This window comes from Enterobacter cloacae complex sp. EB5 (assembly GCF_031432835.1).
In the GTDB taxonomy this organism is placed as follows: Bacteria; Pseudomonadota; Gammaproteobacteria; order Enterobacterales; family Enterobacteriaceae; genus Enterobacter; species Enterobacter hormaechei_C.
In genome coordinates this window covers 2,710,566-2,734,942 of sequence record NZ_CP133860.1, presented here as the reverse complement: position 1 = coordinate 2,734,942, position 24,377 = coordinate 2,710,566, and the positions used below count along the sequence as shown (strand labels likewise).

General features: G+C 55.3%; 23 protein-coding genes and 1 riboswitch. Of the genes, 12 read left to right on the top strand and 11 right to left on the bottom strand.

What is annotated here, in order from left to right; translation table 11 throughout:
• Positions 1 to 30: 30 nt before the first annotated feature.
• Both RHN82_RS13070 and lysM read left to right on the top strand, forming a co-directional pair.
• A complete protein-coding gene (locus RHN82_RS13070) occupies positions 31 to 345 on the top strand; it encodes a putative quinol monooxygenase (protein WP_003862506.1) in 315 nt (104 codons plus the stop codon).
• Positions 346 to 496: 151 nt separating this feature from the next.
• Positions 497 to 937 carry a peptidoglycan-binding protein LysM gene (gene lysM / locus RHN82_RS13065; protein ID WP_003862507.1) on the top strand — a complete coding sequence of 147 codons (441 nt, stop codon included), beginning with the start codon at positions 497 to 499 and terminating at the stop codon, positions 935 to 937.
• A 32-nt stretch (positions 938 to 969) separates the two neighbouring features.
• Here lysM and RHN82_RS13060 read toward each other — a convergent pair whose 3' ends face one another.
• Genes RHN82_RS13060 through RHN82_RS13050 form a run of 3 tightly spaced genes read right to left on the bottom strand, consistent with a single transcriptional unit; the run spans position 970 to position 5,297 of the window.
• Complete coding sequence (locus RHN82_RS13060) at positions 970 to 2,157, bottom strand: glycoside hydrolase family 88 protein (protein ID WP_047052014.1); 1,188 nt, start codon at positions 2,155 to 2,157, stop codon at positions 970 to 972.
• A 28-nt stretch (positions 2,158 to 2,185) separates the two neighbouring features.
• The gene (locus RHN82_RS13055) at positions 2,186 to 3,451 is read right to left on the bottom strand and encodes an oligosaccharide MFS transporter (RefSeq protein WP_047052013.1); all 1,266 of its coding nucleotides are present in this window, start codon (positions 3,449 to 3,451) and stop codon (positions 2,186 to 2,188) included.
• Positions 3,452 to 3,482: 31 nt separating this feature from the next.
• Positions 3,483 to 5,297 (bottom strand): DUF2264 domain-containing protein, encoded by a 1,815-nt coding sequence (locus RHN82_RS13050; protein ID WP_047052009.1) that lies wholly within the window; start codon positions 5,295 to 5,297, stop codon positions 3,483 to 3,485.
• A 166-nt stretch (positions 5,298 to 5,463) separates the two neighbouring features.
• On the opposite strand from RHN82_RS13050, the gene RHN82_RS13045 reads away from it, so the two are divergent.
• The gene (locus RHN82_RS13045; protein ID WP_048982795.1) at positions 5,464 to 6,300 is read left to right on the top strand and encodes an AraC family transcriptional regulator; all 837 of its coding nucleotides are present in this window, start codon (positions 5,464 to 5,466) and stop codon (positions 6,298 to 6,300) included.
• 119 nt (positions 6,301 to 6,419) lie between these two features.
• Here the strand turns inward: RHN82_RS13045 and parE are convergent, their stop codons facing one another.
• The 5 genes from parE to nudF are packed head-to-tail and all read right to left on the bottom strand — an operon-like array spanning position 6,420 to position 10,828.
• Positions 6,420 to 8,312 carry a DNA topoisomerase IV subunit B gene (gene parE, locus RHN82_RS13040; RefSeq protein WP_047052004.1) on the bottom strand — a complete coding sequence of 631 codons (1,893 nt, stop codon included), beginning with the start codon at positions 8,310 to 8,312 and terminating at the stop codon, positions 6,420 to 6,422.
• Between the two features lie 28 nt (positions 8,313 to 8,340).
• Positions 8,341 to 8,922: an esterase YqiA gene (gene yqiA / locus RHN82_RS13035; protein WP_003862514.1), complete on the bottom strand. Its 582-nt coding sequence runs from the start codon at positions 8,920 to 8,922 to the stop codon at positions 8,341 to 8,343.
• Entirely contained in the window at positions 8,922 to 9,749 is an 828-nt protein-coding gene (cpdA, locus tag RHN82_RS13030) for a 3',5'-cyclic-AMP phosphodiesterase (RefSeq protein WP_047052002.1), read from the bottom strand. Before cpdA ends, yqiA begins: the two co-directional genes overlap by 1 nt.
• Positions 9,750 to 9,776: 27 nt before the next feature.
• Complete coding sequence (locus RHN82_RS13025; protein WP_003862516.1) at positions 9,777 to 10,199, bottom strand: DUF1249 family protein; 423 nt, start codon at positions 10,197 to 10,199, stop codon at positions 9,777 to 9,779.
• Positions 10,196 to 10,828, bottom strand: coding sequence for an ADP-ribose diphosphatase (gene nudF / locus RHN82_RS13020; protein WP_047052000.1), 633 nt, complete (start codon positions 10,826 to 10,828; stop codon positions 10,196 to 10,198). Before nudF ends, RHN82_RS13025 begins: the two co-directional genes overlap by 4 nt.
• Positions 10,829 to 11,031: 203 nt before the next feature.
• On the opposite strand from nudF, the gene tolC reads away from it, so the two are divergent.
• The 3 genes from tolC (at position 11,032) to RHN82_RS13005 (ending at position 14,533) form a co-directional block, all read left to right on the top strand.
• Positions 11,032 to 12,510: an outer membrane channel protein TolC gene (tolC, locus tag RHN82_RS13015; RefSeq protein ID WP_047051998.1), complete on the top strand. Its 1,479-nt coding sequence runs from the start codon at positions 11,032 to 11,034 to the stop codon at positions 12,508 to 12,510.
• Between the two features lie 194 nt (positions 12,511 to 12,704).
• On the top strand, positions 12,705 to 13,370 hold the full coding sequence (locus RHN82_RS13010) for a DUF1190 family protein (RefSeq protein WP_047051997.1): 666 nt from the start codon (positions 12,705 to 12,707) through the stop codon (positions 13,368 to 13,370).
• 2 nt (positions 13,371 to 13,372) lie between these two features.
• Positions 13,373 to 14,533, top strand: a complete 1,161-nt coding sequence (locus RHN82_RS13005) for a glutathionylspermidine synthase family protein (protein ID WP_045911492.1) — start codon at positions 13,373 to 13,375, stop codon at positions 14,531 to 14,533.
• A gap of 82 nt (positions 14,534 to 14,615) precedes the next feature.
• Here RHN82_RS13005 and ygiD read toward each other — a convergent pair whose 3' ends face one another.
• Positions 14,616 to 15,404, bottom strand: coding sequence for a 4,5-DOPA dioxygenase extradiol (ygiD, locus tag RHN82_RS13000; protein ID WP_047051994.1), 789 nt, complete (start codon positions 15,402 to 15,404; stop codon positions 14,616 to 14,618).
• A 130-nt stretch (positions 15,405 to 15,534) separates the two neighbouring features.
• Here ygiD and zupT point away from each other — a divergent pair, with 130 nt between their 5' ends.
• From zupT to RHN82_RS12975, 5 genes are all read left to right on the top strand, one after another.
• The gene (gene zupT / locus RHN82_RS12995) at positions 15,535 to 16,308 is read left to right on the top strand and encodes a zinc transporter ZupT (protein WP_015571892.1); all 774 of its coding nucleotides are present in this window, start codon (positions 15,535 to 15,537) and stop codon (positions 16,306 to 16,308) included.
• Positions 16,309 to 16,574: 266 nt separating this feature from the next.
• Positions 16,575 to 17,135 (top strand): fimbrial protein, encoded by a 561-nt coding sequence (locus RHN82_RS12990; protein ID WP_047051992.1) that lies wholly within the window; start codon positions 16,575 to 16,577, stop codon positions 17,133 to 17,135.
• A gap of 76 nt (positions 17,136 to 17,211) precedes the next feature.
• Positions 17,212 to 19,656: a fimbria/pilus outer membrane usher protein gene (locus RHN82_RS12985; RefSeq protein ID WP_047051989.1), complete on the top strand. Its 2,445-nt coding sequence runs from the start codon at positions 17,212 to 17,214 to the stop codon at positions 19,654 to 19,656.
• A 9-nt stretch (positions 19,657 to 19,665) separates the two neighbouring features.
• On the top strand, positions 19,666 to 20,427 hold the full coding sequence (locus tag RHN82_RS12980; RefSeq protein ID WP_047051988.1) for a molecular chaperone: 762 nt from the start codon (positions 19,666 to 19,668) through the stop codon (positions 20,425 to 20,427).
• A complete protein-coding gene (locus RHN82_RS12975; RefSeq protein WP_047051986.1) occupies positions 20,411 to 21,472 on the top strand; it encodes a fimbrial protein in 1,062 nt (353 codons plus the stop codon). Before RHN82_RS12980 ends, RHN82_RS12975 begins: the two co-directional genes overlap by 17 nt.
• Before the next feature lie 44 nt (positions 21,473 to 21,516).
• Here RHN82_RS12975 and ribB read toward each other — a convergent pair whose 3' ends face one another.
• Positions 21,517 to 22,170: a 3,4-dihydroxy-2-butanone-4-phosphate synthase gene (ribB, locus tag RHN82_RS12970; protein ID WP_015571897.1), complete on the bottom strand. Its 654-nt coding sequence runs from the start codon at positions 22,168 to 22,170 to the stop codon at positions 21,517 to 21,519.
• A 105-nt stretch (positions 22,171 to 22,275) separates the two neighbouring features.
• A riboswitch (FMN riboswitch) is annotated at positions 22,276 to 22,426 on the bottom strand.
• Positions 22,427 to 22,546: 120 nt separating this feature from the next.
• On the opposite strand from ribB, the gene ubiK reads away from it, so the two are divergent.
• Entirely contained in the window at positions 22,547 to 22,843 is a 297-nt protein-coding gene (ubiK, locus tag RHN82_RS12965) for a ubiquinone biosynthesis accessory factor UbiK (protein WP_003862539.1), read from the top strand.
• Positions 22,844 to 22,920: 77 nt separating this feature from the next.
• Here the strand turns inward: ubiK and hldE are convergent, their stop codons facing one another.
• On the bottom strand, positions 22,921 to 24,351 hold the full coding sequence (gene hldE, locus RHN82_RS12960; protein ID WP_032672014.1) for a bifunctional D-glycero-beta-D-manno-heptose-7-phosphate kinase/D-glycero-beta-D-manno-heptose 1-phosphate adenylyltransferase HldE: 1,431 nt from the start codon (positions 24,349 to 24,351) through the stop codon (positions 22,921 to 22,923).
• Positions 24,352 to 24,377: the final 26 nt, after the last annotated feature.

Sequence of the window (24,377 nt, the reverse complement as noted above, 5' to 3'; positions counted from 1 at the left end):
CTGTTAGCCTGGAATTAGAAGGAGTTAATTATGCTTACCGTTATTGCTGAAATCCGTACGCGTCCTGGCCAACATCACCGCCAGGCGGTACTGGATGAGTTCGCGAAGATCATCCCGACCGTACTGAAAGAAGAAGGCTGCCACGGCTACGCGCCGATGGTGGACGCCGCCACCAGCGCAAGCTTCCAGGCGACTGCGCCAGACTCAATCATCATGGTTGAGCAGTGGGAAACCGTCGCGCACCTTGAAGCCCATTTGCAGACCGCGCATATGAAAGCGTGGAGCGACGCGGTGAAAGGGGACGTTCTGGAAACCCACATCCGTATTCTGGAGCAAGGGGTTTAAGTTCTGTGAAATTTGCCGGGTGGCACTGCGTTTACCCGGCCTACAACTTCCCTCCCAGGCCCGGTAAGCGTTAACGCCACCGGGCTTTTTTTATCACCTTAACACTCAACTGCTATGCTTATTCTGACTTCATGTTTAACAGGAGGATGGAATGGGACTTTTTAACTTCGTAAAAGAAGCAGGCGAAAAGCTGTGGGATAACCTGACCGATCATAAAGGTCAGAGCGACAAAATCACCGAGCACCTCAAGAAACTGAACATTCCCGGTTCCGATAAGGTTCAGGTTAACGTCACTGACGGCAAGGCCAGCGTGACGGGCGACGGGCTGACGCAGGAGCAGAAAGAAAAAATCCAGGTCGCCGTCGGCAACATCGCGGGCGTCAGCGAAGTGGAAAACAATATCACCGCGACAGATGCCAAAGATGAAGCCACCTACTATACGGTGAAATCCGGCGATACCCTGAGCGCAATCTCTAAAACCGTGTACGGCGATGCCAACCAGTACAACAAGATTTTTGAGGCTAACCGCCCAATGCTCTCCAGCCCGGATAAAATCTATCCCGGCCAGACGCTGCGTATTCCAAAAGCGTGATCGATAAGTCGGGGGTTACCCCCCGACTGTTTTTACCAGTACAGTTTCCAGCTCTGCGTAAAACGCACCAGTGCCTCGACGTAGAAGTAATCGCCCCAGCTCGCGCACTCATCCACGCCTTTATTGCTCGCCAGGTGATACACCGAGTGCTTAAGCAGCCCGTTGCCCTTCTCTTCTTTGCCCATCAGATAGTGCTTTGTCAGCGAGGACATAATCCCTTTCGCCCATTCGAGGTAACGTTCGCGATCCGGATCTGTGACCGGCAGATGTTTCACCAGCTCCAGCAGCCCACACACCGCAATCGCCGCCGAGGAAGAATCACGCAGTGCGTCGGTGCCCACCAGCGCCAGATCCCAGTGGCAGACGTAGTCTTCCGGCAGGCGATTGAGGAAGTAGTTCGCCAGCCGTTTTGACAGAGCGATCATCGTTTCGTCGCCGGTATAGATATAGCTCAGCAGGAAACCGTAAATGCCCCACGCCTGCCCGCGCGACCAACAGGAGTCGTCGGCGTAGCCCTGCTGGGTGTTGCCGTAGCGCGGTGCGCCGGTTGCCACATCCATATAGTAGGTGTGGAAGGTGGAGGCATCGTCACGAATGAGGTACGTCGCGGCCTGCATGACGTGCGCTTTTGCAGCGTCGGCAAAGCGCGGATCGCCCGTCTGCTCCGTTGCCCAGTAGAGCAGCGGCAGGTTCATGTTGCAGTCGATGATCATCCGCCCGGCCTGCTCCGGATCGGAGAGATCGCCCCACGCCTGGATGATTTTCGCCTTCTCGTGGAAGCGTTCCAGCAGGGCTTCCGCCGCCAGCAGCGAGAAGCCGCGCGCCTCACGATTTCCGGTCAGCCGCCACGCGGCTACGCAGGAAAGCGTGTAGAGGAAGCCTAAATCGTGGGTGTTGGTGTCGTTGCGCCCGGCGATGCGCAGGCCAAACGAGCGCACGTGTTTTTCCGCCATCGCGCGGAATTTTTCCTCGCCGCTCATCTCCCACGCCAGCCACAGCTGTCCGGTCCAGAAGCTGGTGGTCCACTCCACGTTGTCAGTCAGCGGGTAAAAACCGTTCTGGCAGGTTTCCGCCGGGAATTTGTCGCCGAACTCCGTTAAATGACGGCTAATCAGGTCGAGAACGTGGCTGCGCGCCGAATTCAGTTCATCGCTGAATGCGCGGGAGTCAATGGGCGCAGCGATAACAGGCAGACGTTCTTCTTTGATACGACTTAACATATTTCGGTTCCTTCTTTGACGGCGTAATTTATCGTGTTGACGTTTCTGCTACGTTCAGCGCACGAGCCCCGCGCCATTTGCTCTGACAGGCGGATAACGTAAAAGCAGAAATAAGGGTAAAGGTCAGCGCCGTTGCGCCCATGATGATATAGGTGTGCTCAAAGCCAATACGGTCATACATATAGCCGGCAGGGGAAGAGACCACCACGTTGCCAACGTAGAGCATCGCCTGATAGCCGAGTAAATACATGGTGGCATTGACGCGCTTGTCGAAATGCTCGGCGATATATTTAAATACCGACACCAGCAGGAGACAAATTTCCAGACCGTACAGCGGCTTAAGCACTGAAATTAACAGGTGTGAATCACACATGCCGGAAATAATCAGACGCGCCCCAACCACCAGCCCGACAATTAACAACCCGCGTTTGGCGCCAATAAAATTCACCAACAGCGGGACCACCATATACATGACAAATTCCATGCCCGACTGTACGGTCCCGAGATAACCGAATACGGCGTTGCCCTCATGAATATCATCGAAGAAGGTGACGAAATAGCGCGAGAATTGCTGCTCGGCGATAAACATCATCCACGCCACGCCCGCCACGTACAGGCAGAAGGCCCAGAATTTACGGTTACGCAGCAGGGCGTAAACGTCGGACGGGGCGATTTTCTCTTTCGTCAGCACCTCGGCTGCGTGAGCGGAGTTAGTGTTCACTTTCAGGCTCAGCAGGACAATCAGCATCACCACCGACGCCACGCTGCCGAGAATAAAGTTATACGCCGGTGAGAGGTTGAACAGCAGGCCGGAGAAAGATGACGCCACCGCCCAGCCGAGCGAACCCCACATACGGATCTGCCCGAACTCCATGCCATTCAAACGGCTAAAGCGGTCGGAATAGGATTCACACGCCGCCACGCCCGCGTACCAGGCAAAGCTTAAATAGAGCGCGCCGATAATAATCCCCAGCAGGGTATTAGACATTAACAGCGGCTGGTAAACGTAAATAAAGAATGGCGCCATCAGGGCCGACATGATCACCACAAAATAGAGCAGATATTTGCTCATGCCGATCTTATCGAGAATATAGCCGTAGATCGGCTTGAGAATAACGGAGAATATCCCGTTCACCGCAAACACGGTTCCAATCACCGATCCGCTCAGGTTGGCTTTCTGACCGAGCCAGATCGCCAGCAGACCAATACTGGCAGACCAGGTAAAGAAATAGAGAAAGATAAAGCTGCTGATTTTGTAATATTCAGTTCTGTTGGTTGTCGAAGTGCTTTTCATATCATCCTCGCCGGGGTGTAGGGCCAGATTTTTATAATGTGAACGACAGCTTACGTTCGCTTCCGGGTTCGCTAATCACGACCTGGTTATGGGTTATATTCAGCTGCGGCGTCGCAGCAGCAGGCTGTTTTCCGCCAGCCAGAACGGCGCAACAGAGCCAGCTTTCCCCTTGCGGGAGGTCGGCTTTTAACAGCGGAATGGAGGCGCACTCCGCAAACATAATGCTGCTGTTCGGCGGCGTGACGATGCTGTCTGGCTGGCGCTGAATGGTCGGCGAAAGATCGACAATGACGCTGCTGCCGTTTTCAGCCATCAGATAACAGCCGCGATCGCGCACCTGGTGGGCGGTTTTCATCACCGCAAAGCCGCCCTCGACGGTTTGCAGAGCGCGCGCGCTGTTGATACGGTGCAGGCGCAGGTGCCACTCCCCGAACGGGATCTGCCAGGTCGCAATCTGCACGTCGCGCCACGGCGACCAGCGCGAGAAAAGGTAATTTTCATCCACCCGAACCTCTTCGCACTCGCGACGACCGCGGAAATAGTCATCTCCGTCCGCCAGCAGCAGCATGGAATCGCAGGCGGCATGCTTCAGGCCAAAACGCCCGCGCTCAAGGGTGAATCCGAAGCGGCTGGAGTAGGCAAACTTGGTGTATTTCGCTTCGGTGTTGACGTAGTTGTTCAGCTCCAGCTGACCGGCGGTGAGCATGACGACGTGCTGCGAATCTTTCGAATGCATCAGGATCTGCTGCGCATGCGGAATCACATGTTTTTCAGCAAGTGCGGGCAGCGGTTGTTCTTCCGCCTGCCAGAACGGGTGTGCTTCCGGCAGCGCCAGGATCAGATAGGTTTTCAGCGCCCAGTACGGTGAACCGGGGGAGTTGTAATCCTCGCACATCGCCAGGTTCGGATACGCATACCCCAGGGTAAGAATACCATCGCGATCGACAATCGACTGCTGCTGCCACCAGCGCAGATGCCGCAGCACAATGCCCTTCACGATGCCCGGGGTGAAGACGTCCAGTTGAGAAAAGGCCACCGCGCTCCAGAAGGCGACCATAGCAAAACGGTAGGTCAGGCTGCGGCCAAACGGCACCGAGGCGCCATCGGCGGCGGACCAGTAGATAAAGTCTTCCGCGAACAGACGCGAGCGCTCGCGCAGCACCTTCGCCCTCGCCTCGTCGTCACTCAGGGTGGCATAAATCAGGCCGTAGAAATGGAAAGCCATGGAGATGTAGTAATCTTTCGGGCGGCCGGGACCGTCGGAATACCAGCCGTCGCCGAGGTAGTAGGCGTCCATCAGCGCAAAGCGGTGGTCAATGGCGGCCCGATCGTACGGCAGGCCGGCGCGCTTAAAGCCGAGCTGAACCATAATGGCAAAATAGTTCCAGTTGCTGTCCGGCATCTGCGCATCGGTGATTTGGTTGAGCCACGCGTGCAGGTTCATCACCTCGCGCCCGGTAAAGTGCGCGGTGAGTTTATCCCCCAGCAGAGCGAGCCCCAGACCGTAGGCCGCCATCTCCACCAGACGCTGATCGTACGGGCCGGTTTCACCCCAGTAGCCGCTGCTTTGCGGGTCGGTACCCAGCTTAATGGCAGTAAGGTACTTCTCGCTGAACGGCGTGCTTTCGCCGGACGCCATCAGCGGAAACAGTCCCCACAGCGCGCGGGAAAGTCCCTCCATCTGCGCAATATCCGCGGTGTAATGGGCGCAGGTGTCGCCCAGCGGGAATCGTGAACGGTTCGCCGGAAATTGCCTGTCCAGCGCCTGTAAAAGTGCATTCAACGACGCCACTACCTCCTGGCGTGAAGACAACGGATTTGATTTTTCTATGTTTGCCGCCCACATCGGTTCACCCTCGTAATCAACTGCGGCAAAGCATAGTGAATCCGCAAGGTGCAGAAATGTTAGCCATGTCACAGGCATGAACGATGAATAAACCTCCAGTTGAGAAAATTTAAAAAGGTGGTTTATAAAGACAGTCAGACGGGAAAAAGTTGAGTTTTATTGCACTATGCGCGACACGCCGACATCCGATCTTCTTGAACTGATCACCCTGAACGATACCGTAGCCTCGTTCAGCCGCCTGTTTGCCAATACGGTGCGCTACCATCACTGGCATCAGTGTCTGGAGATCCTCTATGTGGAAGAGGGCTTTGGCGTGGCGATTGTTGATAATCGTCACTACACCATGCGCCCCGGACGACTGTTTTTCTTCCCGCCTTTTACGCTGCATAAGGTCATGGTGGACGAACAGGCGGAGGCAATTTACCGCCGCACCATTATTCATCTCGACCAGCACGCGGTGCTGAAGATCCTGCGGGATTTTCCCCAGACCCGGCAGCGCCTGGAGCGGCTGTCACGCCGTGGCGGCGAAGCGTGGGTTGCCGATTTAGCCCACTGTCACCACCATATCGACCATCTCTTTAGCTGCTATAAACCGCCGATGAACGGCGAGAGCATCGCCAGCCTGCTGATCGGCCTGTTCGCGATGCTGCCCGACGATCGCGACGGCGAGCCGGGCAACAGCCAGGGGATCGCCAGCCAGGTCATGTTCTGGCTCGACGAGCATTATCAGGAGAAATTTCGTCTGGATGCGCTGGCCGCAGAGCTGGGTAAATCGCGCAGTTACGTATCGCGAAAATTCCATGCGGAAACGGGCGAAAAAATTCACGACTACCTGAACACGCTAAGGTTGCGTAAGGCGTGCGAGTGTTTACTCCACACGGATTCGAGCGTGCGAGACATTGCCGCACAGGCGGGATTTTCCGACGTGACGTGGTTTATCAGTGCATTTAAAAAGGGGATTGGCGAGACGCCGTTGCAGTACCGGAAAAACCATTCATCGTGATGAGCGGCTTTTTTGCCGGGTGGCGGCTGCGCCTTACCCGGCCTACTCATCCCGTAGGCCCGTGCAAGCGTAGCGCCGCCGGGCAAAAAAAAGCCCTGCGTCGCAGGGCTTTTTCGGTATCAGGCCTCTATATCCGCCATGTCGCCTTTCTCCTGTAGCCAGTTACGTCGGTCTTCAGAACGTTTCTTGGCCAGCAGCATATCCATCACGGCGTTAGTTTGCTGTTCATCTTCATCGCTGATGGTCAGCTGCACCAGACGGCGGGTATTCGGATCCAGCGTGGTTTCACGCAGCTGCATCGGGTTCATCTCACCCAACCCTTTAAAGCGCTGAACGTTCGGTTTGCCCTTCTTGCGCTTAAGCTGTTCCAGCACGCCCGCTTTCTCTTCTTCCGTTAGCGCATAGTAGACTTCTTTGCCAAGGTCGATACGGTACAGCGGCGGCAGCGCCACGTGGACATGACCGTTTTTCACCAGCGCGCGGAAGTGCTTCACAAACAGCGCACAGAGCAGCGTGGCGATGTGCAGGCCATCGGAGTCCGCATCCGCCAGGATACAGATCTTGCCGTAGCGCAGCTGGCTCAGATCGTCGCTGTCCGGATCGATGCCGATCGCGACCGAGATATCGTGGACTTCCTGCGAGGCCAGCACTTCATCAGACGAGACCTCCCAGGTGTTGAGGATCTTACCCTTGAGGGGCATGATCGCCTGGTATTCACGATCGCGCGCCTGCTTGGCCGATCCGCCTGCCGAGTCCCCTTCCACCAGGAACAGCTCGGTGCGGTTGAGATCCTGCGCGGTACAGTCCGCCAGCTTGCCCGGCAGCGCAGGGCCGCTGGTCAGCTTTTTACGCACCACTTTCTTCGCCGCGCGCAGACGACGCTGGGCGCTGGAGATCGCCATTTCAGCCAGCATTTCTGCGGCCTGAACGTTCTGGTTCAGCCACAGGGTAAACGCATCTTTCACCACGCCGGAGACGAACGCCGCACACTGGCGTGACGACAGGCGCTCTTTAGTCTGACCGGCAAACTGCGGATCCTGCATCTTCACGGAAAGCACGTAGGCGCAGCGGTCCCAGATATCTTCTGCGGAAAGCTTCACGCCGCGCGGCAGAATGTTGCGGTATTCACAGAACTCGCGCATCGCATCCAGCAGCCCCTGACGCAGGCCGTTGACGTGCGTCCCGCCGAGCAGCGTTGGGATCAGGTTGACATAGCTTTCCGTCAGCAGCTCGCCGCCTTCCGGCAGCCACAGCAGCGCCCAGTCCACCGCTTCAGTATCGCCTTCGAAATTCCCGACGAACGGTTTTTCCGGCAGGGTTGGCAGGCCGTTAACCGCTTCGCACAGGTAGTCGTTCAGACCATCGGCGTAGCACCAGGTTTGTTCGGTATTATTAACGTGGTCTTTAAAGGTGATTTCCACGCCCGGGCACAGCACCGCTTTGGCTTTCAGCAGGTGCGTCAGGCGGGAAACAGAAAAGCGTGGGCTGTCGAAGAAGCTCTCGTCAGGCCAGAAGTGGACGCTGGTGCCGGTGTTGCGTTTACCGCACGTCCCGACGACCTGCAAATCCTGCACTTTTTCGCCGTTTTCAAACGCGATGTTATACACCTGGCCGTCGCGACGGACGTTCACTTCCACGCGCTTTGACAGGGCGTTAACCACGGAGATCCCCACGCCGTGCAAGCCGCCGGAGAACTGGTAGTTTTTGTTGGAGAACTTACCGCCCGCGTGCAGACGACAGAGGATCAGCTCAACGGCGGGAACGCCCTCTTCCGGGTGGATATCTACCGGCATGCCGCGACCGTCGTCGATGACTTCCAGCGACTGATCGGCGTGCAGGATAACGTCCACGCGTTTGGCATGGCCTGCCAGCGCTTCGTCCACACTGTTATCAATTACTTCCTGGCCCAGGTGGTTTGGGCGCGTCGTATCGGTGTACATCCCCGGGCGGCGGCGAACCGGCTCAAGCCCGGTGAGTACCTCAATGGCATCAGCGTTATAGGTTTGCGTCATGATTTAAGCTAGCAATTCGCATTGATTGTCAGTGGCTGTGCAGTCCAAGAAAATCGACAATCTGGGTGAAATGATCTTCAAAGCCCGTGAAAGCATGGTTACCGCCCTCTTCTACAGTCTGGCGGCAGGATGCGTAATACGCCACTGCCTGGCGGTAATCCAGCACTTCATCTCCCGTCTGTTGCAGCAGCCAGATAAGATCGGGCGCTTCAAGCGGGTCGACCTGCATAACTTTGAGATCGTAAATATGGCGTGACTCTAGCACATATTGTTGGCCGGTGTAGGGGTTCTCGTTTTCGCCAAGAAAGTCCCTCAGCAGCTCAAATGGCCGGACCGCCGGGTTGACGACGACAGCGGGCAACATAAAGCACTGCGACAGCCAGGTGGCGTAGTAGCCCCCGAGCGACGACCCGACAACGCCAAACGATTCGCCGCCGTGTTCCAGCACGATCGATTCCAGCATCTCTGCCGCATCCGCCGGATAAGGGGGCAGCTGTGGAATAATCATCTCCACGTGGGGATGATGCGCGCTCAGCCACTGGCGGAGCTGCGTCGCTTTCGCCGAACGCGGTGAGCTGTTAAACCCATGCAGATAGAGAAGCGTCGACATCAATAGCCTTCCGAAGCGGTATCCGGGCGGAATTCGGCCCCGGCCAGACGGCAAACTTCAGTGGTCAGCGTGCCATCGGCATGCAGCTCCAGCCAGCGCCAGCCCGGTGCGATGGTATCCAGCGTAAAGTTGGCGCAGTGTGGCTTAAATTGCACGCAGGTAGAGGGCGTCGCGAGCAGGCGGCGACCATTCCAGTCGAGATCCTGTTCCTGGTGAATGTGCCCGCACAGCAAATTTTTCACGCGCGGGAATTTCGCCAGCACGCCGTCCAGCGCCGCAGAGTTGCGTAAGCTGTGCTGATCGAGCCAGCTACAGCCCGCCGGCAGCGGGTGATGATGCAGTAACAGCAGCGTATTGCGATTCGGTTCGGCGGCCAGTTTTGTCTCCAGCCAGTCAAGCTGATAGTCGCTCAACTCACCGTGCGGAACGCCAAACACCTGACTGTCGAGGAGCAGAATTTGCCACTGGTCCCCCGCAAAGACACATTTTGCCGGTGAAATCCCCGCATCCTGAAGCGAACTGTACATCGCGGGCTGAAAATCGTGATTGCCCGGCAGCCAGACGCAAGGCACGCTAAAGCTCGCAATCCCTTCAGCAAAGTGCTGATAGGCTGCGGAGGATTGATCCTGCGCCAGATCGCCCGTCGCGACGATCAGATCGCATGGCCGCTTTTCAGCATGGATCGCGTCAAGAACCGCCTGATAACTCTCCCAGGTGTTCACGCCCAGAAGCGTCTCATGCTTTTCGGCAAAAAGGTGGGTGTCGGTGATTTGTAATATCCTGACTGGCGCCCCACCAGCAACAGTCAGGTTCAACAGGCTTTCCAAATGGTGTCCTTAGGTAGGTTTATGACGCTAACAAACCGGAATCGCCATTGCTCCATGTGCTAAACAATATCTTAGCCAGTCGGCTAAAAACTGGTTAATTTGATGCTTTTCGTCGCGTTGATGCAACTTTTTATTCGGATAATCATACCGCGCTTTAAAGCGAAAGATCTGCTGGCTTGAACACACTTCAGCGACCATCGCGTCATGATAAAGACGTACCGTCATCGACGGCAGGCTCCAGTAGCTGATGCTCGGCGCCGTTTGCTCAATCTCCACCAGCGTAGTGTAGCGCGTTGATTCTGTTATCGTTAACCGATACTGCGCGTTGCTCACCTGATAGCTCACCGTTTCGCCGGGCGCGTCGTTTCGCGGCAGCAGGCGGCGCAGCTGGGCGAAATTGGTTTCGCACAGGCGCATCATTTCTGGGAAGTCAGGTGTATAACGCTTCATTTTTTCCACTCGTGTCGTAATTTCTGATAATGCAGCTGTAGCCATTGCAGAGCGATGACAGACGCTGCGTTGTCGATTTTCCCCTCTTCTACCCACTGGTAAGCCTGCTCCCGACTCACCACATGAACCCGAATATCTTCGTTTTCATCTGCCAGACCGTGGATCCCTTCCGCTGTCCTGGCGTCCACTTCGCCCACCATAATAGATGAACGTTCCGTTGTCCCACCCGGGCTTGCCAGGTAGCTCAACACCGGCTTCGTCCGGCCAACCACCAGGCCCGCCTCTTCCAGCGCCTCGCGACGCGCGACGTCTTCGACCGACTCACCCTCCTCGATCATCCCGGCCACCATCTCCAGCAACCACGGCGTTTCGCTGGTATCATAAGCCGCAATACGCACCTGCTCGACCAGCACAACTTCATCACGCACTGGGTCATAGGGTAGCAACACAGCCGCATGCCCGCGCTCAAAAATTTCGCGTTTGATTTCACCGCTCATCTCACCGTTAAACAGACGATGCCTGAAACGGTAAAGTTCCATTGAAAAAAAACCGCTATAAAGCGTTTCTCGTGCAATAATTTCTACATCGTTTTTGGCGAAGGTGACAGGCACGTTTTCTGGTTTTTGCATCGGTCGAGTCCTGGTAGCAATGGTGATGAAATTGTGAATTTCAAGGCTGTTTGGCTGCCGTTTGTATGGCTATATGGTAGATTGGAGCAAATTACCGCCAGATGGCACGTTACGCCAACCTTTTGGTGTGGATGATTCTGTTAGAATCGGCAATTATTTTTAATTAGATCAGCGCTAATACTGCTTCACAACAAGGAATGCAAATGAAGAAATTGCTCCCCATCCTTATCGGCCTGAGCCTGACGGGCTTCAGTGCAATGAGCCAGGCAGAGAACCTGTTACAGGTCTACCAGCAGGCACGTCTGGGCAACCCTGATTTACGTAAATCAGCGGCCGATCGTGATGCTGCGTTTGAAAAGATTAACGAAGCACGTAGTCCACTGCTGCCGCAGTTAGGCTTAGGTGCAGATTATACCTACACTAACGGTTTTCGCGATAACAATGGCATCGATTCGAATGCCACCAGCGCCTCTTTACAGCTTACACAAACCCTGTTCGACATGTCCAAATGGCGTGAACTGAGTTTGCAGGAAAAGAGTGCAGGCATTCAGGATGTCACCTATCAGACCGATCAGCAGACGCTGATCCTGAATACCGCGACCGCCTATTTCCAGGTACTGAGCGCGATTGACGCGCTCTCCTATACCGAAGCGCAGAAACAGGCGATTTACCGTCAGTTAGATCAAACCACCCAGCGTTTTAATGTGGGTCTGGTTGCGATCACTGACGTGCAGAACGCCCGTTCACAGTACGATACCGTACTGGCTAACGAAGTGACCGCACGTAACAACCTCGATAACGCGCTGGAAGCACTGCGTCAGGTCACAGGTAACTACTATCCTGAGCTGGCCTCTCTGAACGTGGACAGCTTCAAGACGGACAAACCGCAGGCGGTTAATGCTCTGCTGAAAGAAGCGGAAAACCGCAACCTGACCTTATTGCAGGCGCGCCTGAGCCAGGACCTGGCACGCGAGCAGATCCGCCTTGCACAGGATGGTCACCTGCCAACCCTGAGCCTGAGCGCCTCGACCGGCGTATCGGATACCAGCTACAGCGGGTCTAAAACAACGTCTCAGGCCTATGACGACAGCAACGTTGGTCAGAACAAAGTGGGCCTCAGCTTCTCTCTGCCGCTGTACCAGGGCGGGATGGTTAACTCTCAGGTGAAACAGGCGCAGTACAACTTTGTGGGCGCCAGCGAGCAGCTGGAAAGTGCGCACCGCAACGTGGTGCAGACCGTGCGTTCTTCCTTTAATAACGTCAATGCTTCTATCAGCAGCATCAACGCTTACAAACAGGCCGTTGTCTCTGCGCAAAGCTCTCTGGACGCGATGGAAGCGGGTTACTCCGTGGGTACGCGTACCATCGTTGACGTGTTAGACGCAACGACCACGCTGTATAACGCGAAACAGCAGCTCTCCAGTGCGCGTTACCAGTACCTGATCAACCAACTGAACATCAAGCAGGCGCTGGGTACGCTGAACGAGCAGGATCTGCAAATGCTGAACAGCACGCTGGGCAAACCGGTTTCCACGTCGCCTGACAGCGTCGCGCCGGAAAATCCACAGCAGGATGCCGCCGTGGATAATTTCACCGCTAACAGCAGCGCCCCGGTTGCGCAGCCAGCGGCAGCGCGTAGCACCGCACCGGCCAGCAGCGGCACCAATCCGTTCCGTCATTAAGCCTTGCCCGATGGCGCTGCGCTTATCGGGCCTACTGAATCGTAGGCCGGGTAAGCGCAGCGCCACCCGGCGCAAAATCACACCTGAACGTAAGCCAACGTAAAGATCCCCCGGATTTCGCCCCTCTTCGCTTCATTTTCAACCACTCATCCTCTATCCTGAGCGTTATTACCACTGGGTCCTGGAAGACAAATATGAAACGGACAAAAACGATGAATCACGCGTCGTTCCGCAAAAGCTGGAACGCACGCCACCTGACACCTGTCGCGCTGGCGGTCACCGCCGTCTTTATGCTGGCAGGCTGTGAGCAAAACGACGAAACGGTTTCGCTGTATCAAAACGCCGACGACTGCGCGAGCGCAACCGGTAAAGCCGCTGAGTGTAAGACGGCCTATAACAACGCCCTGAAAGAAGCGGAACGCACCGCGCCGAAATATGCCTCACGCGAAGACTGTGTAGCCGAATTCGGTGAAGGCCAGTGCCAGCAGGCACCTGCTCAGGCGGGTATGGCACCGGAAAACCAGGCGCAGGCACAGTCCAGCGGCAGCTTCTGGATGCCGCTGATGGCGGGTTATATGATGGGCCGTTTGATGAGCGGCGGTGCGGGCTACCAGCAGCAGCCGCTGTTTAGCTCCAAAAACCCGAACAGCCCGGCCTACGGTAAATACACCGATGCCACCGGCAAGGGTTACGGTGCTGCAACGCCTGGCCGTACGATGACCGTACCGAAAACCGCGATGGCGCCGAAACCAGCCACCACCAGCACCATTACCCGTGGCGGCTTCGGTGAGTCTGTTGCCAAACAAACCACCATGCAGCGTAGTGCGACCGGCTCCTCAACTCGCTCAATGGGCGGCTGATCATGGAACGAGTCAGTATTGTCGAGCGCCCGGACTGGCGCGAAAAAGCCACCGAATACGGTTTCAACTTTCACACCATGTACGGCGAGCCGTACTGGTGTGAAGATGCTTACTATAAGCTCACGCTCGCTCAGGTCGAAAAGCTTGAAGAGGTGACCGCAGAGCTGCACCAGATGTGCCTGAAGGTGGTCGAGAAAGTCATCGACAGCGATGAGCTGATGACCAAATTCCGCATTCCGAAGCACACCTGGAGCTTTGTTCGTCAGTCCTGGAAAACGAACCAGCCTTCGCTCTACTCTCGCCTCGATCTGGCATGGGATGGCGTGGGTGAACCGAAGCTTTTAGAAAACAACGCAGATACGCCAACCTCCCTGTACGAAGCCGCGTTCTTCCAGTGGATCTGGCTGGAAGATCAGGCGAATGCCGGCAACTTGCCGGAAGGCAGCGATCAGTTCAACAGCCTTCAGGAAAAGCTGATTGAGCGTTTCGTCGAACTGCGTGAACAGCACGGTTTCAACCTGCTGCATCTCGCCTGCTGCCGCGATACTGAAGAAGACCGCGGTACGGTTCAGTATTTGCAGGACTGCGCAGCCGAAGCGGAAGTGGCGACGGAATTTCTCTATATCGAAGATATCGGTTTAGGCGAAAAAGGTCAGTTTACGGACATGCAGGATCAGGTGATCAGCAACCTGTTCAAGCTCTATCCGTGGGAATACATGCTGCGGGAAATGTTCTCTACCAAACTGGAAGACGCTGGCGTGCGCTGGCTGGAACCGGCCTGGAAGAGCATTATCTCCAATAAAGCCCTGCTGCCGATGCTGTGGGAGATGTTCCCGAATCACCCGAACCTGCTGCCTGCTTATTTTGCCGAAGATGATTTCCCACCGATGGAGAAATACGTCGTTAAGCCAATCTTCTCCCGTGAAGGGGCAAACGTCTCGATTATCGAAAACGGTAAAACGCTGGAAGCGGTTGAAGGGCCGTACGGTGAAGAAGGGATGATCGTCCAGGCGTTCTGTCAACTGCCGAAGTTTGGCGACAGCTATACGCTGATCGGCAGCTGGCTTATTAACGATCAGCCTGCCGGGATTGGCATTCGCGAAGATCGCGCGCTGATTACGCAGGATCTGTCGCGTTTCTACCCGCATATTTTCGTCGAGTAAGACTTGCCCGGTGGCGCTACGCTTACCGGGCCTACGCTCAATATGTAGGTCGGGTAAGGCGAAGCCGCCACCCGACATGTTTTTACCCCACCTGCACCGACAGCATACTCAAACTCCCCATCTCAATGCCGTCGACCGGGATTGTAATAACCTCCTGACCATCCCATGCGCCTAATACATACAGCAATGGCAAGAAGTGTTCCGGCGTCGGGTTAGAGAGCGAACCGCCATCGTGATCCAGATAGTTCACCAAAGGGTGCCGTTCGACCGGCCCTTGCCAGGTCAGGTTGTCTTTTACATAGTCATTAAAGGCTGTTGCCCAGGGGTACGGCGTATTTTCACCGTGCCAGCGTACCGTACGCAGATTGTGTACCACGTTGCCACTGGCAATCAGCATGATGCCCTCATCACGAAGCGAAGCCAGCTTACGCCCCATCTCCATGTGCCAGGTAGCCGGTTTGGTGCTGTCGATACTCAGTTGCACCATCGGAATATCGGCATCCGGATACATTTTGATCAACACCCCCCATGAGCCGTGGTCAAAGCCCCAGGCTTCTTTGTCCAGCGCAACCGGAACAGGGGCGAGCAGATCAACCAGCCGCTGCGCCAGCTCAGGGGAGCCCGGCGCAGGATAATGCGTGTCATACAGCGCCTGCGGAAAGCCGCCAAAATCATGAATCGTTTTTGGCGCTTCCATGGCCGTCACGCCGGTACCCCGGGTAAACCAGTGCGCAGAGACCACCACAATTGCCTTCGGACGCGGTAACGTCTCACCCAGTTGACGCCAGGCGCGGGTATAGACGTTATCTTCCAGGACGTTCATTGGGCTGCCATGGCCTAAAAACAGTGCTGGCATACGAGAAGAAGACATGGTGATATCCTTAGAGGAGGTGTCAATGTGATGGGCCTACATTACGCGCATTCAGGTGAAGATGAACGCAGATAACCGTGAAGATCATCATCAGGAAATTTGAATGTCAGATATCGCTTAAGGAGAATGCATGTCAGTACCGTTGATTTTGACCTTACTTGCGGGTGCCGCGACCTTTATCGGTGCGTTCCTCGGGGTACTCGGGCAAAAACCCTCTAATCGCCTTCTGGCCTTCTCGCTGGGTTTCGCCGCCGGGATCATGCTGCTTATCTCGCTGATGGAGATGCTGCCCGCCGCGCTTCACACCGAAGGTATGTCGCCTGTTCTGGGCTATGGCATGTTTATCATTGGCCTGCTGGGTTATTTTGCGCTCGACCGTATTCTTCCTCACGCGCACCCGCAGGATTTAATGCAAAAAAGCGTTACCCCCATTCCGGGCAATATCAAACGCACGGCCATTCTGCTGACGCTGGGTATCAGCCTGCATAACTTTCCGGAAGGTATCGCCACCTATGTCACGGCCAGCAGCAACCTGGAAATGGGTTTTGGTGTAGCGCTGGCCGTGGCATTGCACAATATTCCTGAAGGACTTGCCGTTGCCGGACCCGTTTATGCCGCAACGGGTTCAAAACGTACGGCTGTCTTTTGGGCGGGTATATCCGGGATGGCTGAAATTCTCGGCGGCGTGCTGGCGTGGCTGATCCTCGGTAGCCTCGTCTCCCCGATCGTGATGGCTGCGATTATGGCTGCCGTAGCCGGGATTATGGTCGCGCTCTCTGTCGATGAACTGATGCCGCTGGCGAAAGAGATCGATCCCAACAATAACCCCAGCTACGGCGTACTGTGTGGAATGTCAGTGATGGGGATGAGCCTGGTACTGCTGCAAACGGCAGGTATTGGCTAACAATTTATGCCTCCGTTTTATACGGAGGCTTTATATTATTCAAAAAAACAATCCTATATATTTCACCTATAATAACCCTCAAAACTTAAACCTATTAAAATTTCGAAAAACAACACCTCTTAAGATAGCCTGAAAATATTAATTAAACCCATCTAAAAATATATTTAAGTCACGTTAATCGCGTCACCCTTCCCCAATCCGTATACTTTTCGAGTATTCTGAAATTAATATTCACATTACGAATCACTCTGAAAAAGGATATTTTCATGTATATGGGTAAGAAATTATTGTTAGCGGCAGCTATGGCTGCCATTGTATCGGGTTCTGCTTTTGCTGATGATCAAGGCTCAGGCAAAATCAAATTCAAAGGCGTGGTTATTGACGCACCGTGCAGCATCGCTCCAGACAGCGTTGATAAAGAAGTCGACCTGGGTGAAGTGACTACGGCCGTTATCAACGCCAACAAAAAATCCACGCCGGTTCCGGTCGATATCAATCTGGAAAACTGCCAGCTTGACGATCCGGCAGACGAAACCGACACGCCAATTACTAAAGTGGATGTGACCTTCACCAGCGCAGCGACAGATGCGACCGATACCAGCCTGATGAGCAACACCTTTGCAAGCGGTGCGCAGAACGTGGGCGTCCGTCTGCTGGATAACGCGGAAGGTAACATCACGCTTGGGCAGCAACAAGAGCTTGATCTGCTGGCGGGTTCAACCACCCAGACGCTGCATTTCAAAGCGGTTATGGAAGTCCCTACAGGTAAAACTGCGACGGCAGGCCAGGTTGAAGCCACGGCTAACTACGTCCTGATGTACAAATAATTCCGTTACGTCACGGTATCAGCCGACTGGCAATCCAAGCCGGTCGGCACTCTTTATTTATTCGAGTAACAGGATGATGACATACAAATTACAATGGATAATCATCATTGCGTCCCTGTTAATGACGAAAGTTGCCTCTGCCACTGAATTTAATATAAACGCCATCGATAAAGATCAGCGCGGCAGCGTCGATTTATCACTTTTTAAAGATCAAATATCGGTTACGCCGGGGAGCTATTTCGTTACGGTTGCCGTCAATGATATTCCGCTGGCAAATGGCTGGCAGCTTCGCTGGCGAGAAATAAATAACGCCGTTCAGGTCTGTATTCCCCCCGAGCTGGCCGACACATTCGCATTGCAGGATGACGTTCGTCACGCCTTGCCGGAAAAAGAGGGATGCGTTGATTTCGCCGCCAGACCCGACATCAAATTTACTTTTGAGCAAGGCAGCCAGACCCTGAAAGTAACGATCCCCCAGGCGTGGCTGCAATACCGTGCGGTTGACTGGATGCCGCCATCCACCTGGGACAACGGCGTGCCGGGCGTACTGCTGGATTACAATCTTTTTGCCAGCCATTATCAGCCCAATAGCGGCGGCAGCAATGACAACGCCAATACCTATGGCACCGCCGGTGCGAACATGGGCGCGTGGCGGCTACGCAGCGATTACCAGTACACGCAAAGCCATACGGACGCAGGCTCGGAGCATGATGGACGTTTTTCACGCGTATATATGTTCCGCCCTCTGCCCTCGATCGGTGCGAAACTGACGCTGGGTGAAACGGATTTCCAGTCCGCCATTTTTGACGCCTTCACCTACACCGGCGCATCGCTAATCAGCGATGAACGTATGCTGCCATGGTCGCTGCGCGGCTATGCCCCGCAGATTACCGGGATAGCGCAAACCAACGCCACGGTGACCGTAAGCCTTGCCGACCGCGTGATTTACCAGAGTAAAGTGCCGCCAGGTCCTTTTGTTATTCAGGATCTTAACCAGTCGGTTCAGGGCACGCTGGACGTTAAAGTCACGGAAGAGGACGGACGCGTCAGCACCTTCCAGGTCTCGGCTGAATCCGTGCCGTTTTTAACGCGCAAGGGCCAGGTGCGCTATAAGCTCGCGGCGGGTAAAGCGCGCCAGGGCGCCTCCCATGATGTTGAAGATAACGCCTTCATGAGCGGCGAATTTTCCTGGGGCATGCTGTCGCACACCTCTCTGTATGGCGGCACGCTGGCCGATGGCGACCGTTATCGTTCCGTCGCTGCCGGGATCGGCCAGAATATGGCCTGGCTGGGGGCACTCTCTTTTGACGTCACGCAGGCCACCAGCCAGCTGCCACACCAGCGCAGCCAGACGGGTTACAGCTATCGCATTAACTACAGCAAGCGTTTCGATACCACCGGCAGTCAGCTTACGCTCGCCAGCTACCGCTACTCAGACCCACAGTTTTTGAGCTACGCCTGCTACCTTGATTATGACGACGGTGAACGCCAGTCGGAAAAACAAACCCTGAGCGTGACGGCAAGCCAGTACATTTCGGCGTTATCCCTGAACCTGTACGTCAATATGCTGCGCCAGACATGGTGGAATGATTCACCCTCCACGACCGGCAGCATCACGGCGGGCTACAACTTTGATATGGGCCGCTGGAAGAACCTTGGCGTAACCCTGTCCTGGAGTAAAACGCATTACGACGAGGATGACGAAAGTGACGATACTCAGTTTTATCTCTCGCTCAGCGTACCGCTCGATCCCGATCATCGACTTAACTATGACCTGCGTAACAGCGACACGCTGAGCCATAACGTGTCGTGGTATGACACGTCGGATCGCAATAACACCTGGGGCGTTTCCGCAGGCGCGGAAAGCGGGAAGCCAGACTCCGGCGCGCAGGTCAGCGGGAGTTATCAGCATTATTCTGCGTACGGCGATCTCAATCTCTCCGGCAGCTATAAAGCTGACGAATATAACTCCCTCAGCGCGAGCTGGAGCGGTTCCTTCACCTCAACGGCGAAAGGCGCCGCGCTACACCGGCGCAGCTACGGTAATGAACCCCGCGTAATGGTCAGCACCGACGGGGTAGGCAATATCCCGCTGAACATGTCACGCGATGAAACCAACCGTTTTGGCATCGGCGTTTTACCGTCATTCTCCAGCTATTCCCCCTCCAGCGTGCAGGTCAATATGAACAACCTTCCGGATGGCGTGGACGTGGACAGCCGCGTCGTGACCTCAACCTGGACTGAAGGGGCCATTGGTTATCGTCAGATTGCCACGCGCGCAGGTAAGGACGTGGCAGGCGTTCTGCGGATGCCATCAGGAACGCCACCGCTCGGGGCGATTGTTCGCCTGGAAGAAAGCGATTTGCAGGTTGGGATGGTGGCCGATGAAGGCCACGTCTGGCTAGGCGCCGTTGAGCCAGAACAGCAGTTTCGCGTGACATGGGGCGACAACCAACAGTGTCGCTTCTCGTTACCTTCTCACTTAGAAAACAGCATGCAGTTGATACTGCCGTGTCAGTAAGAAATCATCATGAAATTAACGCCGATTAAAAGCCTGTGCCTGATGCTAATCAGCACAGCATTTACCGCCCACGCGGCCATTAACCTGGACCGCACGCGCATTGTTTTTCCTGAAAGCGACAAGGCCAGCAGCCTGAAAGTGGACAATCAGAGCAAGGCGCTGCCTTATCTGGCGCTCTCCTGGATTGAAAATGAAAAGGGGCAAAAAGAAGATGCGCACTTTATGGCGCTTCCCCCCATTCAACGTATCGAAGCGGGCGCCTCGTCGCAGGTAAGAATTGTTAAACAAGCCGCTACCCGCCAGCTGCCAAAAGACAGGGAATCGCTGTTTTATTTCAACCTGCGTGAAGTACCGCCAAAAAGCACCAGCGCCAGCGAGGAGCGCAGCGTGATGCAGGTTGCCATGCAGAGCCGAATTAAGCTGTTCTGGCGTCCGGAAGCGATTCGCAAAAAATCTGGCGAACTGACTGAAATGCGAATGGAAATTACCGCCAGCGCGAAAGGGCTCACGGTCCACAACCCTACGCCGTACTACATCACGCTGGCGTGGCTGAGCAAAAATGCCAAAACCATGCTGCCGGGTTTCGACAGTCTGATGATTGCGCCTTTCGCCACGGCAACCGCCGCTACCGGCGATTACCACGGTAGTTATTACAGCATCGGCTATATCGACGATTACGGCGCCCTAAAAAAAGTCGACGTGCAGTGCACCGGAACGGCGCTATGTAAACTTACCGAACGGAAAATCGATAAAGATGCGAAAGCTCGCTAGTTTGCTGGTTACCCTGCTGCTTTCAGCGCTACCTTTGAAAGACGCGCTGGCGCTCAACTGCTATCTGGGTGGATCGGGCGGCCCCGTCGAGGAGACAAAAACGATCTCCCCTTTTGCCATACCCAGCAACGCTCAGGTTGGCCAAAAAATATGGGAGTCTGATGACATTAAAATTCCGGTGACCTGCGACAACAACGTCACGAGCAATTTTCAGCCGGAAGATGTCTTTGCGTGGGTAAACCCTTATCCTGCCGCAACCGATCCCTATTATGAACTGGGCGTCACCTATGAAGGCATAGATTACGATGCCACAGGCCAGCCCAACGGCGTGGATACCCGCCAGTGCCTGGACAACGATAACATCAACATTTACACCCCGGATCAAATCCGCCAGATGGGTTGGGAGAATCGCATCTGCTCCGGCAATCCGGATGATATCCATATTTCACGCACGTTCGTCGCCCGATTACGACTTTTCGTGAGAATTAAGGCTATGCCGCCGCATGGCTATGTCAGTTCGCTCAGCGATTACATCGTTGTACAGTTTGACGGCAAGGGCGGCGTTAATCAGATGGCCGACGCGAAGAACCTCAAGTATCACATCAACGGGCTGCAAAACATTACGGTGCTTGATTGCGGGGCGACGTTTAGCATTTTCCCTGAAAATCAGGAGATCGACTTCGGCACCTTCAGCGCGCGTGACATTGTGAATCAGCAGACGCGTATGCGCACATTTTCAATACGAACCACCAAAGTGCAGGATGCCCAGTGCTCGGACGGATTTAAGATGGACTCGTCGTTTTACACAACCGAAACGCTCAGTGCAGACGACACCGCAGTACTGATAGGGAATGGGTTAAAGCTGCGTATTCTTAACGGAACGGAGCCTTACACCTTCAACCAGTACAAGGAGTACGCCGATTTTACGGGCGATAAGATGAATGTTGAGCAAAACTACACGGCTGAACTTTCACGGGAGGAAGGGAAAGCGATTCAGTCCGGGCCGTTTGAAACCGTGGTACTGTTCAAAATTAACTACCACTAGAAACAACAAAGCCGGGTTTCCCCGGCTTTTTCACATCAGCATGTTCAGCTGGCTTTGCGCTCGTGCGCGCGGCGGTACTCAACCAGATCTTCAATCGTCACCACTGGCATATTGTGCAGACGCGCAAAGGTGATGCACTCCGGCGCGCGCGCCATGGTGCCATCATCGTTGGTCAGTTCGCACAGCACGCCTGCGGGTTTGAAGCCAGCCAGCGTCACCAGATCGATGGTCGCTTCGGTATGACCACCACGGGTCAGCACGCCGCCCGGCTGCGCGCGCAGCGGGAAGACGTGACCAGGGCGGTGCAGATCGGATGGTTTCGCACCATCAGCAATCGCTGCACGCACGGTAGTCAGGCGGTCAGCCGCCGACACACCGGTGGTTACGCCATGCGCCGCTTCAATGGTCACGGTGAAGCCGGTACCAAAGGCGCTGGTGTTGTTTTCAACCATCATCGGCAGATCAAGCTGCTTGCGACGGTCTTCGGTGATGCACAGGCATACGATGCCGCTACCGTGACGGATGGTCAGCGCCATCTGCTCAACGGTCATGTTCTCGGCGGCAAAAATCATGTCGCCTTCGTTTTCACGGTTTTCATCGTCAAGCACCATCACACCGCGGCCTTCGCGCAGTGCATCCAGTGCATGTTCAACACGTTGAGTTGAAGTGCCAAAAGAGGAAAGTAGCGTCTGATTCATGGTAAAAAAACCTCATTAACTTTATGGTTACCAGAATCAGGGCAGTCTTAGGAGCGCCGTACTAGCGGCAAAAAAATAACGTGAGCGGGCCTTGCCCGACTGGATCGTTACTCTCTCCCATCCGGACTCTAACCGTCGGCCCCGGAATTACACCGGATCTGCTGACCTTTGAGAATTCACCCAAAGCGCTCGCGGGCTTTCAGCGTTAAGCTGATTTACCGCCGGTGGGGAATTTCGCCCCGCCCTGAGAATAAGCGAGATAACTATAACGCTATTGATTACCCTGGGCAATGCATAAGCTTCAAACAATTTTGTTTAACCCGCGGCATGACACGCTACAATAGGCACTAACACCTTTTCATCAAGGGAAACGACAATGATTGACCCAAAGAAAATTGAGCAGATCGCGCGTCAGGTTCATGAGTCCATGCCGAAAGGTATTCGTGAGTTTGGTGATGACGTTGAGAAGAAAATCCGCCAGACGTTGCAGGCACAGTTGGTTCGCCTTGATTTAGTCAGCCGCGAAGAGTTTGACGTGCAGACGCAGGTGCTGCTGCGCACCCGCGAGAAGCTGGCGCTGCTGGAGCAACGTTTGACCGAGCTGGAAAACCGCAATGCGCCGGAAGAAGTGAAGCCAGCGCCAGCTATTCCACCGGTGGATGACCAGGCATAAGTGCGGTCTGATGCCCTCACCCCAGCCCTCTCCCACAGGGAGAGGGTGAAAAACGAACGGGCCTGTTGGCCCGTTTTTTACTGACTGTCTTTCTGGATCTTCTTAATGATGTTGGTGGTTGAACACCCGTCCTCAAAGTTGAGCACCATCACTTCACCGCCATTCGCCCAGACCTCTTCGCTACCTGCGATTTGCTCTGGTTTGTAATCGCCGCCCTTCACCAGCAGGTCAGGCAGGATCCCGGCAATCAGGCGCTGCGGGGTATCTTCTTCAAATGAGACCACCCAGTCCACCGCTTCCAGCGCGCCGAGCACGATCATGCGCTGCTCCAGCGGGTTCACCGGACGCGTTTCACCCTTCAGACGTTTGGTTGAGGCATCGCTGTTGACCGCCACAATCAGGCGATCGCCCAGCTTGCGCGCATTCGCCAGATACGACACATGACCCGCATGCAGGATGTCGAACACGCCGTTGGTCATCACCACTTTTTCACCGCGTTTGCGCGCGGCGGCGACGGCCACTTTCAGCTCCTCTTCGGTCATGACGCCAAAGCCGGTATCCGCACGCCCGCGCACCGCGTTTTCCAGCTCGATTGGCGAAACGGTGGAGGTCCCGAGTTTACCAACGACCACGCCCGCCGCGGCGTTTGCGAAGTAGCACGCTTCTTCCAGGGAGTTCCCCGCCGCCAGCGTCGCCGCCAGCACGCCAATCACCGTATCACCGGCACCGGTCACGTCGTACACTTCCTGCGCCTGAGTTGGCATATGCAGCGGCGCCTTGCCCGGTTGCAGCAGCGTCATGCCCTGCTCGGAACGGGTCACCAGCAGCGCAGACAGCTCGAAATCAGCGATGATTTTCATGCCGCGCTCAACCAGCTCTTCTTCAGTTTTGCACTTGCCCGCCACCGCTTCGAATTCAGAGAGGTTTGGCGTCAGCAGGGTTGCGCCGCGATAGCGCTCAAAATCGGTGCCTTTCGGGTCGATCAGTACCGGTACGCTGGCTTTACGCGCCAGCTGGATCATGGTCTGCACGCTCGCCAGCGCGCCTTTGGCATAATCAGACAGCACCAGCGCGCCGATATTGCCCAGCGCCTGGCTAATACGCTCGTGCAGCGGCTCAGGATCAACGCCTTCGAATCCTTCTTCGAAATCAAGGCGGATCAGCTGCTGGTTACGCGACAGCACGCGCAGCTTGGTGATGGTTGGGTGTGTCGGAACAGAAACGAAGTCGCACTTCACGTTCACGTCCGCCAGCGACTGACTCAGGGCACGCGCCGCATCGTCAATGCCGGTCAGGCCCACCAGACGCGAATGCGCGCCCAGCGAAGCTATGTTCATCGCCACGTTTGCCGCGCCGCCTGGACGCTCTTCAATGGTGTCGACCTTAACTACCGGCACCGGCGCTTCCGGAGAGATACGGCTGGTCGGCCCATACCAGTAGCGATCCAGCATCACATCACCGACAACCATAACTCCAGCACGTTCAAACTCTGGCAGTGTTACTTTCATTCCTGACTCCAGAAAGATTCACAATT

Excerpts from the sequence above, each read along its gene's own strand:
- RHN82_RS13070 (WP_003862506.1), top strand. The coding sequence starts at position 31 with ATGCTTACCGTTATTGCTGAAATCCGTACGCGTCCTGGCCAACATCAC.
- lysM (WP_003862507.1), top strand. The coding sequence starts at position 497 with ATGGGACTTTTTAACTTCGTAAAAGAAGCAGGCGAAAAGCTGTGGGAT.
- RHN82_RS13060 (WP_047052014.1), bottom strand. The coding sequence starts at position 2,157 with ATGTTAAGTCGTATCAAAGAAGAACGTCTGCCTGTTATCGCTGCGCCC.
- RHN82_RS13055 (WP_047052013.1), bottom strand. The coding sequence starts at position 3,451 with ATGAAAAGCACTTCGACAACCAACAGAACTGAATATTACAAAATCAGC.
- RHN82_RS13050 (WP_047052009.1), bottom strand. The coding sequence starts at position 5,297 with ATGTGGGCGGCAAACATAGAAAAATCAAATCCGTTGTCTTCACGCCAG.
- RHN82_RS13045 (WP_048982795.1), top strand. The coding sequence starts at position 5,464 with ATGCGCGACACGCCGACATCCGATCTTCTTGAACTGATCACCCTGAAC.
- parE (WP_047052004.1), bottom strand. The coding sequence starts at position 8,312 with ATGACGCAAACCTATAACGCTGATGCCATTGAGGTACTCACCGGGCTT.
- yqiA (WP_003862514.1), bottom strand. The coding sequence starts at position 8,922 with ATGTCGACGCTTCTCTATCTGCATGGGTTTAACAGCTCACCGCGTTCG.
- RHN82_RS13025 (WP_003862516.1), bottom strand. The coding sequence starts at position 10,199 with ATGAAGCGTTATACACCTGACTTCCCAGAAATGATGCGCCTGTGCGAA.
- nudF (WP_047052000.1), bottom strand. The coding sequence starts at position 10,828 with ATGCAAAAACCAGAAAACGTGCCTGTCACCTTCGCCAAAAACGATGTA.
- tolC (WP_047051998.1), top strand. The coding sequence starts at position 11,032 with ATGAAGAAATTGCTCCCCATCCTTATCGGCCTGAGCCTGACGGGCTTC.
- RHN82_RS13010 (WP_047051997.1), top strand. The coding sequence starts at position 12,705 with ATGAAACGGACAAAAACGATGAATCACGCGTCGTTCCGCAAAAGCTGG.
- RHN82_RS13005 (WP_045911492.1), top strand. The coding sequence starts at position 13,373 with ATGGAACGAGTCAGTATTGTCGAGCGCCCGGACTGGCGCGAAAAAGCC.
- ygiD (WP_047051994.1), bottom strand. The coding sequence starts at position 15,404 with ATGTCTTCTTCTCGTATGCCAGCACTGTTTTTAGGCCATGGCAGCCCA.
- zupT (WP_015571892.1), top strand. The coding sequence starts at position 15,535 with ATGTCAGTACCGTTGATTTTGACCTTACTTGCGGGTGCCGCGACCTTT.
- RHN82_RS12990 (WP_047051992.1), top strand. The coding sequence starts at position 16,575 with ATGTATATGGGTAAGAAATTATTGTTAGCGGCAGCTATGGCTGCCATT.
- RHN82_RS12985 (WP_047051989.1), top strand. The coding sequence starts at position 17,212 with ATGACATACAAATTACAATGGATAATCATCATTGCGTCCCTGTTAATG.
- RHN82_RS12980 (WP_047051988.1), top strand. The coding sequence starts at position 19,666 with ATGAAATTAACGCCGATTAAAAGCCTGTGCCTGATGCTAATCAGCACA.
- RHN82_RS12975 (WP_047051986.1), top strand. The coding sequence starts at position 20,411 with ATGCGAAAGCTCGCTAGTTTGCTGGTTACCCTGCTGCTTTCAGCGCTA.
- ribB (WP_015571897.1), bottom strand. The coding sequence starts at position 22,170 with ATGAATCAGACGCTACTTTCCTCTTTTGGCACTTCAACTCAACGTGTT.
- ubiK (WP_003862539.1), top strand. The coding sequence starts at position 22,547 with ATGATTGACCCAAAGAAAATTGAGCAGATCGCGCGTCAGGTTCATGAG.
- hldE (WP_032672014.1), bottom strand. The coding sequence starts at position 24,351 with ATGAAAGTAACACTGCCAGAGTTTGAACGTGCTGGAGTTATGGTTGTC.